Source organism: Enterococcus songbeiensis, from assembly GCF_005405265.1.
In the GTDB taxonomy this organism is placed as follows: domain Bacteria; phylum Bacillota; class Bacilli; order Lactobacillales; family Enterococcaceae; genus Enterococcus_C; species Enterococcus_C songbeiensis.
Genome location: NZ_BJDS01000012.1, coordinates 45,605 through 58,864, shown reverse-complemented (window position 1 = coordinate 58,864; position 13,260 = coordinate 45,605). Strand labels below are relative to the sequence as shown.

10 protein-coding genes are annotated in these 13,260 nt (G+C 39.8%); 8 read left to right on the top strand and 2 right to left on the bottom strand.

Annotation, left to right across the window (positions count from 1 at the left end):
- The first annotated feature begins 11 nt into the window (after window positions 1-11).
- From FFM66_RS07285 to dnaJ, 7 genes are all read left to right on the top strand, one after another.
- Entirely contained in the window at window positions 12-896 is an 885-nt protein-coding gene (locus tag FFM66_RS07285; protein ID WP_246038427.1) for an ATP-binding cassette domain-containing protein, read from the top strand.
- Window positions 880-1,632 carry an ABC transporter permease gene (locus tag FFM66_RS07280; protein ID WP_137605473.1) on the top strand — a complete coding sequence of 251 codons (753 nt, stop codon included), beginning with the start codon at window positions 880-882 and terminating at the stop codon, window positions 1,630-1,632. The genes FFM66_RS07285 and FFM66_RS07280 overlap by 17 nt, the downstream gene beginning before the upstream one ends.
- Window positions 1,633-1,851: 219 nt before the next feature.
- Window positions 1,852-3,024 (top strand): radical SAM family heme chaperone HemW, encoded by a 1,173-nt coding sequence (gene hemW, locus FFM66_RS07275; protein ID WP_137605472.1) that lies wholly within the window; start codon window positions 1,852-1,854, stop codon window positions 3,022-3,024.
- 159 nt (window positions 3,025-3,183) lie between these two features.
- Complete coding sequence (gene hrcA / locus FFM66_RS07270; protein WP_048602997.1) at window positions 3,184-4,224, top strand: heat-inducible transcriptional repressor HrcA; 1,041 nt, start codon at window positions 3,184-3,186, stop codon at window positions 4,222-4,224.
- Window positions 4,225-4,271: 47 nt separating this feature from the next.
- Complete coding sequence (gene grpE / locus FFM66_RS07265) at window positions 4,272-4,817, top strand: nucleotide exchange factor GrpE (protein WP_137605471.1); 546 nt, start codon at window positions 4,272-4,274, stop codon at window positions 4,815-4,817.
- A gap of 45 nt (window positions 4,818-4,862) precedes the next feature.
- Window positions 4,863-6,692 (top strand): molecular chaperone DnaK, encoded by a 1,830-nt coding sequence (dnaK, locus tag FFM66_RS07260; protein WP_048602995.1) that lies wholly within the window; start codon window positions 4,863-4,865, stop codon window positions 6,690-6,692.
- Window positions 6,693-6,822: 130 nt separating this feature from the next.
- Complete coding sequence (gene dnaJ / locus FFM66_RS07255; protein WP_137605470.1) at window positions 6,823-7,998, top strand: molecular chaperone DnaJ; 1,176 nt, start codon at window positions 6,823-6,825, stop codon at window positions 7,996-7,998.
- 125 nt (window positions 7,999-8,123) lie between these two features.
- Here the strand turns inward: dnaJ and FFM66_RS07250 are convergent, their stop codons facing one another.
- Entirely contained in the window at window positions 8,124-8,861 is a 738-nt protein-coding gene (locus tag FFM66_RS07250) for an amino acid ABC transporter ATP-binding protein (RefSeq protein ID WP_048602993.1), read from the bottom strand.
- 1 nt (window position 8,862) lies between these two features.
- Entirely contained in the window at window positions 8,863-11,016 is a 2,154-nt protein-coding gene (locus tag FFM66_RS07245) for an amino acid ABC transporter substrate-binding protein/permease (protein WP_137605469.1), read from the bottom strand.
- 251 nt (window positions 11,017-11,267) lie between these two features.
- On the opposite strand from FFM66_RS07245, the gene uvrB reads away from it, so the two are divergent.
- Entirely contained in the window at window positions 11,268-13,259 is a 1,992-nt protein-coding gene (uvrB, locus tag FFM66_RS07240; protein WP_137605468.1) for an excinuclease ABC subunit UvrB, read from the top strand.
- Window position 13,260: the final 1 nt, after the last annotated feature.

Genomic DNA, 13,260 nt, shown 5'->3' with positions numbered 1-13,260 from the left:
ATTTTTTGTCAGTGGACGCAATTAATTTTCAGGTGGCTACTGGTAAGATCTTTGCGTTATTAGGAGAAAATGGGGCGGGAAAAACGACCACGATTCATTTGCTTACCGGTTTGTTAAAACCAACAGCAGGAGAAATTTTTTACGAAGGAATCAAGGCTTCACGAAAGGAAATCCGCAGTCAAATCAGTGTGACAGGACAATTTGCAGCACTGGATGAAGAACTGACTGGGCGGGAAAATCTAGAAATTCTTGGGCAACTCCATTCGTTACCGAAGAAGACAGCGAGAAAAAAAGCTATGGAACTATTAAAACAATTTCAATTGGAACAAGCTGCTGATAGAAAAGTCAGTCAGTATTCTGGCGGGATGAAACGCCGATTGGATATTGCAGCAAGTCTTTTGGGAGATCCAAAAGTGTTGTTTTTGGACGAGCCAACGACTGGAATCGATCCTGCAAATCGTCGGAAAATTTGGAAACTGATTGCTGATTTGGCAAAAAAATCGGGAATGACGATTTTTCTTACCACTCAGTATTTGGAAGAAGCTGAGATATTGGCTGACTATGTGACAATCATGAGTCAAGGAAAAATTATTGCTGATGGATCGATTCAAACACTTAAAAAGCAATTGCCAGAAAGTAAGATTCATTTACAGTTTTCAAACGAAAAGGACTTCCAAAAAGCACAATTGGTTTTAATCGGAGAAAAAATCGCTCTCTTACCAGAAAATAAGTTAGAGATTTTGGCAGTAGAAAAAGTTCAAAAATTGACTTCATTGTTTTCAAAATTAGCAGACCATGAAATTGTGGTAAGTGATGTTCAATTATTGGAACCAACGTTGGAAGATGTTTATTTGGAAGTAACTAAAGGAGGTAGCAGCCATGCAATGGTTTCATGATTTGACGGTTATGAGTAGGAGAAGCTGGAAGCTCAATTCCCGTAATTTGGATGGGTTGATTACTACAATTTTTTTGCCTGTTCTGATTTTATTGTCCTTTGTTTTTATTTTTGGAGGTGCAATTGACCGTAGTGGGAATTATATCGATTATATCTTGCCCGGAATCATTGTTTTAGGAATCGGGCAAGTATCGGCAGGAGCGGCGGTTGCCATGTCTACGATGAAACAAAGAGGGATTTTGAATCGCTTCAAAACAATGAATATTACCCAATCTTCGGTTTTATGGGGGGAACTAACCATTAATCTTCTAAAAAATCTTATTGCCGTATTTCTAGTGGTCATAGTGGGCATCTTGCTTGGATTTAGCACTCAGATTACTTTTTTAACTGGTTTTTTCTTGCTATTCTTTGTGCTGTTATTTGCGGCAGTACTGATCTGGATCAGCTTTTTTGTTGGGCTCACTGTTGGAACGGAAGCAGCGGCAGCTTTTCCGATGATTTTGCTGTTTATGCCCTATTTGAGTAGCGGGTTTGTCCCATTAGAAACATTACCAAAATTTTTACGCCGGTTAGCAGAAATTTCTCCTTTCACTCCAATTACAGAATCAATTCGAGGTTTGTTAATGAATGAGTTAATAATCCACAATCTCCAGACCGCACTGATTTGGTTAGGTCTTTTATTATTACTTTTTGTTCCTTTGACCCTGAGAAAATATGAGAGATTGACAGAGGGGTAACTTACGAGTTTTGGTGGTGTAAATAAACTTACTAGTATAGAAGAAATAAGTATTTTCCTCAATAAAAGTTGCTTTATCGTAACTTCATTTAGTAATTGCTCTTGAAAAGAATATGTTAAGTTTTTATAGCCTATGATAGAATGAAGTGCAACGCTTCAATTTATAGCTAAATGAAAGGTATTAAAGAAGCGGACAGGCCTTTTGAGAGGAAATAACAAAATGAAAAATATAGATAAACCAGGTAATACCAGCATTTCAGCCTACATTCACATCCCATTTTGTGAACATATCTGTTATTACTGTGACTTTAATAAGGTATTCCTGGAAGGGCAGCCAGTCGATGAATACATCGAAATGCTGTTGAAGGAAATCCAATTGACATTGGAGCAACAAAAAACGGAAGAGTCAAAAACAATCTACATTGGTGGAGGAACGCCAACTTCTTTATCCGCAAAGCAATTGGATCGATTGTTGCAAGGCGTCACGGACTTGTTTCCGATGGAGAAGGTAAAAGAATTCACTATTGAAGCCAATCCGGGCGATCTGACTCAGGATAAATTGCGGGTTATGAAAAATTACGGAATTGGTCGTTTATCAATGGGCGTCCAAACATTTGATGACCAATTATTAAAAAAAATTGGTCGTAAGCACTCGGCAGCTGATGTTTACCAAACGATTGACTTGTTAAAAAAAGAGCAGTTTGATAATGTGTCTATCGATTTAATCTATGCGTTACCGGGACAAACATTGGAAAGTTTCAGAGATACGTTACATCGAGCATTGGATTTTGATTTACCTCACTATTCTTTGTATTCCTTAATTTTGGAAAATAAAACCATGTTCATGAATTGGGTGCGGCAAGGAAGAATCGAATTGCCGGATCAAGAAGTTGAAAGTCAAATGTTTGAAGAAGCAATCGAACAAATGGAAAAACGCGGACGTCATCAATACGAGATCAGTAACTTTGCTGAGTCTGGAAAAGAATCTCAGCATAATCTGGTTTATTGGAACAACGAAAATTATTTTGGGTTTGGTGCGGGAGCTAGCGGCTACTTGGGTAATCGCAGATACAAAAATTATGGACCAATCCAACATTATTTGGAACCTTTGCGAAAGGGAAAGCTTCCTATTTATGAAGAAGAATTTTTAACAAAGGAAAATCAGATGGAAGAGGAATTATTTTTAGGTCTAAGAAAACTGGAAGGTATTTCCAAGCAAAACTTCCGCCAAAAATTTAATGTCGATTTTCATGATATTTATGGATCAGTGTTGCCGGAGCTGAAAGAAAAAGGTTGGCTGCTGGAAGAAAAGGATACCGTCCGTTTGACAAAAACTGGGTTATTTATCGGTAATGAAGTATTTGAAAAGTTTTTATTGAAGAGTTCTAACTAGGACTCTTTTTTCTTTTTAAATTTTTCTAAAATAATTAGCACTCGGCATGATAGAGTGCTAAAAAGTGGTGAAAAATTCTTGACAAATAAGTGGAGTGTGGTATATTTATACTCGTATTAGCACTTATAAGTAAAGAGTGCTAATGAGAGGTGATAGATTATGTTGACACAACGGCAACAGGATATTTTGCGTCTCATTGTTCAAAATTACACGCAAACGGGTCATCCAGTCGGTTCTAAAAAACTGATGGAAGAAGGAATTGATGCAAGCTCTGCAACGATTCGCAACGAGATGAAGGCATTAGAAGAATATGGCTTTCTTCAAAAAACACATTCTTCTTCCGGGCGAGTTCCTTCGATGACAGGCTATCGTTATTATGTTGATCATCTTTTACGACCGGACAAAGTCGAAAAATCAGAAATGCAACTTATTCAACAGTCTTTTGGTAGAGAGTTTCATGAAATTAATGAAATCATCCAACAGTCTGCGGATATCCTATCCAGTCTGACCAGTTACACAGCACTTTCACTAGGTCCAGATATGAAGGAACGACGTTTAACGGGTTTTCGCATCGTTCCCTTGAACGATCGCCAAATCATTGCGATTATCGTGACAGATAAAGGTAACGTTGAAAGTCAGGTCTTTACGATTCCCCGCTCCATTAGTGGAGAAGATTTAGAGAAAATGGTGCGGATCATCAATGATAAATTGATCGGTGAACCGTTGATTACGGTATATCATCGCTTGCGAACAGAAATTCCTATGATTTTGCATAAGTATTTTCAAACAACTGAAGGGATTCTTGATCTATTTGATTCGTTGCTGAGTAACGCTTTCGAAGAAAAAATCTTTGTCGGCGGACGGATGAACCTTTTGGATTTCGGTCCTAAGCCGGATGTGGATCAGTTCAAAACGATTTATTCTTTTATGAAAGATCCCGAGGAGTTGAATCAGCTATTGATTCCGCCAAATGGAACCATCCAGATTCGAATTGGTGATGAGCTTGGCATTGACTTGCTGCAAAATATGAGTTTAGTCCAAGCAAGTTATGATATTTCTGGTCATGGCCGCGGCACGATTGCGCTTTTGGGTCCTACGAGTATGCAATATTCAAAAATTTTTGCGTTGATTGACGTTTTTCGTCAAGAACTCGCATCAAAATTGGCTGACTATTATCGATCACTAGATTCGTTTAGTTAGTAAAAGTAAAAAGCGAAACAATCTAATAGAGAAAGGAAGTTAGTCAAGTGTCTGAAAAAGAATTGGAAAAAGAACTAGAAACAGAAATTGAAGCAGCGATCACTGAAGAAATTGAAGCTGATGATACTGAATCAGAAGCTCCGACAGAACTTGAAGTGTTGCAAGCAAAAAACAATGAATTAGAAGATCAGTTTTTGAGAGCGCGGGCGGAAATCGCAAATATTACCACTCGAAATCGCAATGAACGGGAACAATTACAAAAATATCGTTCGCAAGATTTGGCGAAGAAACTTTTGCCGGCAATCGATAATTTGGAACGTGCAATGGCGGCGGAAGTATCCGATGACCAAGGTGCAAATTTGAAAAAAGGTGTCGACATGGTTCTAGAAGGAATTCGTTTTGCTTTGAAAGAAGAAGGGATTGAAGAAATTCCCGCAGCTGGTGAAATGTTTGATCCTAATGTTCATCAGGCCGTTCAAACGATTCCAGCCGGTGACGATGTAGCAACAGATACAATCGTTGAAGTTTTACAAAAAGGATATAAGCTGCATGACCGCGTCTTGCGACCAAGCATGGTTATCGTAGCCCAATAATAAAAAAATATTAGTAGTATACTATTTTAAAGGAGTGTTTTTTACATGAGTAAAATTATCGGTATCGACTTAGGTACAACAAACTCAGCAGTCGCTGTTCTTGAAGGCGGCGAAGCAAAAATTATTGCAAATCCAGAAGGAAACCGCACAACACCTTCTGTTGTTTCTTTCAAAAATGGTGAAATCCAAGTAGGTGAAGTAGCAAAACGTCAAGCTGTAACAAATCCTCATACGATTTCTTCTATCAAACGTCATATTGGTGAAGCAGGTTATAAAGTAGAAGCCGAAGGGAAATCTTATACACCACAAGAAATCTCAGCTATGATTTTACAATACATCAAAGGTTTTGCTGAAGATTATCTAGGTGAAAAAGTTGAAAAAGCAGTTATTACAGTTCCTGCATACTTCAATGATGCGCAACGTCAAGCAACGAAAGATGCTGGTAAAATCGCAGGTTTAGAAGTAGAACGGATTGTTAATGAACCAACAGCAGCAGCATTAGCTTATGGTTTGGATAAAACAGACAAAGAAGAAAAAATCTTAGTATTTGACCTTGGTGGTGGTACTTTTGACGTATCAATCCTTGAATTAGGTGACGGTGTGTTTGATGTATTATCTACAGCCGGTGACAATCATCTTGGTGGGGATGACTTTGATAACAAAATCATCGATCATATGGTTGCTGAATTTAAGAAAGAAAACGGTATTGATTTAGGAAAAGACAAAATGGCGTTGCAACGGTTGAAAGATGCCGCTGAAAAAGCGAAAAAAGATTTGTCAGGTGTAACAAGCACGCAAATCAGCTTGCCATTTATTACAGCCGGAGACGCTGGTCCTTTGCATTTGGAAATGACTTTGACTCGTGCGAAATTTGATGAATTAACAAGTGATCTTGTTGAACGGACAAAAATTCCAGTACGTCAAGCTTTGAAAGATGCTGGTTTATCACAATCTGAAGTAGATGAAGTGATTTTAGTCGGTGGTTCAACCCGGATTCCTGCAGTTGTTGATGCTGTTCGTAAAGAAACTGGCAAAGAACCAAATAAATCTGTAAACCCTGATGAAGTTGTTGCGATGGGTGCTGCAATCCAAGGTGGAGTTATCACTGGGGACGTCAAAGATGTAGTCTTGTTAGATGTTACACCACTTTCATTAGGTATCGAAACAATGGGTAGTGTCTTTACAAAATTAATTGACCGTAACACAACGATTCCTACAAGTAAATCACAAGTCTTCTCAACAGCAGCAGACAATCAACCTGCCGTAGATATCCATGTACTGCAAGGGGAACGTCCAATGGCTTCTGATAACAAAACATTAGGAAGATTCCAATTGACGGATATTCCACCAGCACCTCGTGGAATTCCACAAATCGAAGTAACTTTTGATATCGATAAGAACGGTATCGTGAATGTTTCTGCTAAAGATTTGGGAACACAAAAAGAACAAAAAATCACCATCAAATCTTCTTCAGGTCTTTCAGATGAAGAAATCGATCGCATGGTGAAAGATGCTGAAGCAAATGCTGAAGCAGATAAAGCCCGCAAAGAAGAAGTAGATCTTCGTAATGATGTAGATGCGTTGTTATTCACTGTTGATAAAACATTGAAAGATCTAGAAGGCAAAGTAGATGCAGAAGAAGTGAAGAAAGCGGAAGATGCTCGGGATGAACTGAAAGCTGCAGTTGAAGCAAATAACATCGAAGAAATGAAAACAAAACGAGATGCATTAAACGAAATCGTACAAAACTTAACGGTTAAATTGTACGAACAAGCAGCGCAACAACAAGCGCAAGAAAATCCAGAAGAAGCGCAAGGCGGCGCAGATGATGTTGTCGATGCTGATTTTGAAGAAGTAGACGGCGATGACAAATAAGTAACTCGCTAAGAAAAAGCCAAAGTCATCCTTTGGCTTTTTCTTATGATTTGTTAAGAATGATTTGGCTTATGACAGAAATATGATAAAATACACAAGTGGTTAAAACAAGAAATGTGGAGGGAAGCCTATGGCAACAAAACGAGATTATTACGAAGTCCTGGGATTGCAAAAAGGGGCTTCGGATGATGAAATTAAAAAGGCATACCGCAAGCTTTCCAAAAAGTATCATCCGGATATTAACAAAGAGGCTGATGCAGAAGATAAATTCAAAGAAATTTCCGAAGCCTATGAAATTCTGAGCGATCCGCAAAAAAGAGCAGCGTATGATCAATATGGACACGCTGGTACAGATCCTAATTATGGTGGCGGTGGCGGCTACGGTGGATTTGGCGGCGGTAATTATGGTGGCTTTTCCGGTGGCGGTTTTGGTGGATTTGAAGATATCTTTGAATCGTTTTTTGGCGGCGGTGGCGGTGGTCGTTCGGCTGATCCCAATGCGCCCCGACAAGGAGCCGATTTGCAGTATTCGATCAACTTGAAGTTTGAAGAAGCAATTTTTGGTGTGGAGAAACCGATCAAGTACAATCGGGAAGAAACCTGTCATACATGTGGCGGTAACGGAGCGAAACCCGGTACCCAGCCAGAAACCTGTCATAAGTGTCATGGTTCTGGTTCAATCAATGTGGAACGACAAACGCCTCTTGGTCGTGTAATGAGTCGTCAAACCTGTGATGTCTGTCATGGTACTGGGAAAGAAATCAAAGAACCATGTCCAACTTGTCACGGTGCTGGACACGAAAAGAAAGCCCATGAAGTGAAAGTCAATGTACCTGCAGGGGTAGAAGATGGGCAACAAATGCGTTTGGCAAATCAAGGGGAAGCCGGACAAAACGGTGGACCTTATGGGGATCTTTATGTTGTTTTCCGAGTTGAAGAAAGTGATATCTTCGATCGGGATGGTGCGGAGATTTACTATGAATTGCCATTAAACTTTGTCCAAGCAGCACTTGGCGATGAAATCAATGTGCCGACTGTTCATGGAGATGTGAAGCTGAAAATTCCAGCTGGTACACAAACGGGAACTAATTTCCGTCTTCGTGGAAAAGGTGCACCTCGTTTACGTGGTGGTGGCAATGGCGATCAACAAGTCCGCGTTAAAATCATTACACCAAAAAATCTGAATGATGCGCAAAAAGACGCATTGCGTAGCTTTGCGGAAGCTAGTGGTACAAAAATTAGTGAACAGCAGGCAGAAGGTTTTTTTGATAAAATGAAAGACGCCTTCAGCGGAAAAAAGAAGTAGGTAATCAATCGACTTCCTGTTCATAAAAAATAAGTAGAAATGACGACTGTTTGGCGTTGTTTCTACTTATTTTTTTGCAAAAAAAACTGTGAAAGTCAGGGATTAACCGACTTTCACAAGAAAGATTAAATATTTAGAACTTTGTCCAGAAAATCTTTGGTTCGTTCGTTCTTAGGAGCATTGAACAGTTGGTCTGGTGTTCCATCTTCCAAGAATTTTCCTTCGTCACAAAAGAGAACACGATTAGCTACTTCTTTGGCGAAGCCCATTTCATGGGTGACGATAACCATTGTCATGCCTTGTTTTGCTAATTTTTTCATTACGTTCAACACATCGCCGACCATTTCTGGATCCAGAGCAGAGGTAGGTTCATCAAATAACATAACATCAGGGTTCATTGCCAAAGCACGAGCGATAGCGACTCGCTGTTTTTGACCGCCAGATAATTTATCAGGATACATATCCTTTTTATCTGCTAGTCCAACGGTATCCAATAATTCCAGCGCTTTTTTCTCCGCTTCGCTACGATTGTTTTTCTTAAGATCCATTGGTGCTAAAACAATATTTTCTAAAACGGTCAAATGGGGGAAAAGGTTAAAATGTTGAAAAACCATACCGATATGTTGCCGAATAAGATTGATATTGGTATTCTTATCCATTAAATGAGCACCATCAATGACGATATCTCCACTGGTTGGTTCCTCTAAACGGTTCAAACAACGTAAAAAGGTGCTTTTTCCGGAACCAGACGGACCGATGACACAGACAACATCACCTTCTTTAATTGAGATACTGATATCATTTAACACGGTATTGTCACCATATTTTTTAACAAGATGTTCCACTAAGATTTTTTCTGCCATCTTATTTCACCTTCTTTTCTAAAACTTTTGCCAATTTTGTCAGTGACGTGATGACGATCAAGTACATGACCGCGATAATCAGATAAACATTGGTACTTTGTGAAGTTCGTGCAACGATGATTTTTCCTGTTTGCAATAGTTCTACCACGCCGATGACGGAGATAATGGTCGTGTCCTTCAACGAAATAACGAACTGATTGACGAAGGAAGGAATCATAATTTTGATTGCTTGCGGTAAAATGATCTTTTGCATGGTGCGAGTGTAAGGCATGCCGAGACTGCGGGAGGCTTCCATCTGTCCAACGGGGACAGCGTTGATACCGCCACGAACAATTTCAGCGATATAGGCGCTTGCATTCAAGGTTAGGGTGATGACGCCTGCTGCAAAATCAGGAATCGTAATGCCGATTGCATCCGACAGCCCGAAAAAGATGAAGAACGCCAGAACCATCATTGGGATACCGCGAATGATATCGACGTATATGGAAGCAAAAGTCCGCAAAGCTCTGATTGGTGCAACGCTGAACAGTCCGAAAATAATCCCAATCACTAGAGCTAGAGCAAAGGAAATCAAGGCCAATGCAATCGTTTTTCCGAGCCCTTCCAGTAAGACTTTCCAGTTATTTTCTAATAATCCGAAAATCGTTTTTTCATTGGCTTTTTTTACAGGAGCGGCGCCATCTGAAATATATTTTGCGAGGATATCTTCGTATTCGCCGGTTCGTTTCATTTCGGCAATTCCTTCATTAAACATTTCAAGTAATTCAGGATTTTGCCCTTTTTTTACTGCGAAACCATATTCACCACCAGATTCGCGTTTGATAGGAGTTGCTAATTTTTGCCCATTGCTGATGGCGTAGCCGATAACTGGATAATCGTCCATCATAGCATCAATTTGTCCGCCTTTCACGGATTCGTAAAGCTGATCCGCCGCATCGTACAGTTTTATTGCGTAGCCGTAGTTATCTTTGTTTGCTTCAAGAAAATCTGCGCTTTCCGTACCGATTTTTGCGCCAACTTTTTTGTCTTTTAAATCATCATAAGATTTGATTGATTTATTGCCCTCTTTTACAGCGACTTGAATTCCGCTTTCGAAATAGGGGGTAGAAAAATCAAAGGACTCCTTCCGTTCATCAGTAATGCTCATCCCGGCAATCATGCCGTCTGCTTGATTGCCTTCAAGCGCCTGTAATGCACCGGAAAAGCCGATAAAATTAAATTTAATGTTGAAGCCTTGTAATTCAGCCGCTCGTTTCATTAAGTCGACATCGATACCGACATATTCATTTTCTTCATTTTTAAATTCGAAAGGGGCAAAAGCGGAATCACTTGCGATAATGTATTCTTCTTTTTTTGGTTCAACTTTTTTCATTGTAGCGGAATCGTCTCCGCTTTCTGTTGCGATATAGGTTGCAACAATTTCGTCATAGCGGCCGTTTTCTTTAAGTTTTTTTAAGCCGTTGTTGAATTTTTCTAAGAGCTCACTGTTTTCACCTTTTTTTACTGCAAAACCATAAGAATTTCCTTGTTCCGGTTCGCCGATGAGTTTGAATTCTTCGCCATTTGAAATAGCATAACCTAACACAGGGTAGTCATCAAAAATTGCCTGTACGGTATTGTTGCGTAATGCGCCATAGAGCCCGTCTGCTGCATCATAAACTTTTACTTTGAATCCATAGGTCTCTTTATTCTCTTCTAAAAAAGTGGCGCTTTCTGTGCCGACTTTTGCACCGACAGTTTTTCCTTTTAGTCCATCATAATCGGTGATAGATTCTTCGTCTGCACGAACGGCCATTTGGATGCCACTATCAAAGTAAGGTTCGGAAAAGTCAAAGGACTCTTTCCGTTCGTCAGTAATACTCATCCCGGCAATCATCCCGTCTAGTTGGTTGGATTGGACGCCTTGGATAGAGCTGTCAAAGCCCAACGGTCGCAAATCGACTGAAAAATTTTGATCTTTTGCAATTTCATTTAATAAGTCGATATCAATACCGACATATTCATTGTTTTCATTTTGGAACTCGAAGGGCGCAAATGTGAGATCGGTTCCGATTTTATAGGTTTTCTCGGCAGCTTCGACCGATTCTTTTCCGCCTAGTGTAAAGAGACCTACCATTAATGCTGCCAACAAGAGCAGAAGTGTTCGTTTCTTCATTTCGTATCCTCCTATTTTTTTGAATATGAGGATATTATACGGGTTAAAGCGCTCTTAAACAAGAGAAAGTAAGGAATAAATAAAAAAATACCAAGAATGCTAACAACGAATGTGAAGAAATCTTACATTTGGAAAAGCGAGATTCAGTCAGAAAACTAGCGAAAGTATGTTCGCTATGATATAATATAGCGCAGTGAGAAATGTGTTTATTTTCTTTGCTTTTAATATGAAGGAATAAAGGAGGATGTTAGATGATTGAGAGAGAAACCTCCCATAAATTTGAATTAGTCTCAAAATATCAGCCTGCCGGGGATCAGCCGGAAGCCATTAGAGAATTGGTTGAAGGTGTGGTTGAAGGGAAGAAAGCCCAGATTTTATTAGGAGCGACCGGAACCGGAAAAACTTATACCATTTCGAATTTGATCAAAGAAGTGAACAAGCCGACGTTGATCATTGCCCACAATAAAACATTGGCTGGGCAGTTGTATGGTGAGTTCAAAGAATTTTTCCCAAACAACGCGGTGGAATATTTTGTTAGTTATTATGATTACTATCAACCGGAAGCTTATGTTCCATCCAGTGATACTTATATTGAAAAAGATTCTAGTGTCAATGATGAAATTGACAAATTGCGTCACTCGGCGACCAGTGCTTTGTTAGAACGCAATGATGTAATCGTTGTGGCATCTGTGTCCTGTATTTTTGGTTTGGGTTCACCAGTCGAATACCAGAAGCAAGTAGTTTCTTTACGGGTCGGTATGGAGATTTCTCGTGATCGGCTGTTACGTAATTTGATCGATATCCAATTCGAACGGAATGACATTGATTTTCAGCGGGGGCGTTTTCGTGTCCGTGGAGACGTGGTGGAGATTTTCCCCGCATCTCGTGATGAACGGGCATTACGAATCGAATTTTTTGGTGATGAAATCGATCGAATCCGTGAAGTGGATGCATTGACCGGTGAAATTTTATCAGAAACAGAACATGTTTCGATTTTTCCGGCAACTCACTTTGTTACCAATGAAGATTATTTAGAACACGGGATTGCGTCTATTCAAGCCGAATTAAAGGATCGCTTGGAGGTCCTACGAAGTGAAAATAAATTATTGGAAGCACAACGCTTGGAGCAGCGGACAAATTATGATTTAGAGATGCTGCGAGAAATGGGGTATACCTCTGGAATTGAAAATTATTCCCGACATATGGATGGCAGAAAAGAAGGAGAACCTCCATATACATTAATCGATTTCTTCCCAGATGATTTTTTATTAGTTGTAGATGAATCTCACGTAACGATGCCGCAGGTGCGCGGCATGTATAATGGTGACCGGGCGAGAAAACAAATGTTGGTGGATTATGGTTTTCGTTTGCCTTCTGCATTGGATAATCGTCCTTTGCGTTTGGAGGAATTTGAAGAACATGTCAATCAGATTGTGTATGTTTCGGCAACACCGGGTCCTTATGAAGCAGAACAAACAGATACCGTCATTCAACAAATTATTCGTCCGACTGGTTTGCTTGATCCAGTTATCGAAGTCCGTCCGATTATGGGACAGATTGATGATTTGGTTGGAGAAATCAATGCTCGGTCTGAAAAGAACCAGCGCGTCTTTGTGACGACTTTGACGAAAAAAATGTCAGAGGACTTGACAGATTACTTAAAAGAATTAGGAATCAAGGTTAAATATCTTCACAGTGATATCAAAACGTTGGAACGAACGGAAATCATTCGCGATTTGCGATTAGGGGAATTTGACGTTCTTATCGGAATCAACCTATTGCGGGAAGGTCTGGACGTACCAGAAGTTTCTTTGGTTGCGATTTTAGATGCCGATAAAGAAGGCTTCTTGCGTAGTGAGCGTTCTTTAGTCCAAACGATTGGACGGGCAGCCCGAAATTCCGATGGGAAAGTTATTATGTACGCGGATAAAATGACGGATTCGATGCAGCGAGCAATTGATGAAACAGCACGCCGTCGTTCGATTCAACAAAAGTATAATGAAGAACACGGCATCGTCCCTAAGACGATTATTAAAGAAATTCGCGATCTGATTTCAATCACCAAAGTGGCTGAAGAAGATGAAGCTTATGAAACGACTTCTTTTGAAGATTTATCAAGAGAAGAAAAAGCCATTTTATTGAGTAAGTTAGAAAAAGAAATGAAGGACGCAGCCAAAGCGTTAGATTTTGAGACGGCTGCAACATTACGGGATACCATTTTAGAATTAAAGGCGTCTGAGTAGG

Bases quoted from the DNA above. Each gene is read 5' to 3' on its own strand.
- FFM66_RS07280 (WP_137605473.1), top strand. From the start codon at position 880: ATGCAATGGTTTCATGATTTGACGGTTATGAGTAGGAGAAGCTGGAAG.
- hemW (WP_137605472.1), top strand. From the start codon at position 1,852: ATGAAAAATATAGATAAACCAGGTAATACCAGCATTTCAGCCTACATT.
- hrcA (WP_048602997.1), top strand. From the start codon at position 3,184: ATGTTGACACAACGGCAACAGGATATTTTGCGTCTCATTGTTCAAAAT.
- dnaK (WP_048602995.1), top strand. From the start codon at position 4,863: ATGAGTAAAATTATCGGTATCGACTTAGGTACAACAAACTCAGCAGTC.
- dnaJ (WP_137605470.1), top strand. From the start codon at position 6,823: ATGGCAACAAAACGAGATTATTACGAAGTCCTGGGATTGCAAAAAGGG.
- FFM66_RS07250 (WP_048602993.1), bottom strand. From the start codon at position 8,861: ATGGCAGAAAAAATCTTAGTGGAACATCTTGTTAAAAAATATGGTGAC.
- FFM66_RS07245 (WP_137605469.1), bottom strand. From the start codon at position 11,016: ATGAAGAAACGAACACTTCTGCTCTTGTTGGCAGCATTAATGGTAGGT.
- uvrB (WP_137605468.1), top strand. From the start codon at position 11,268: ATGATTGAGAGAGAAACCTCCCATAAATTTGAATTAGTCTCAAAATAT.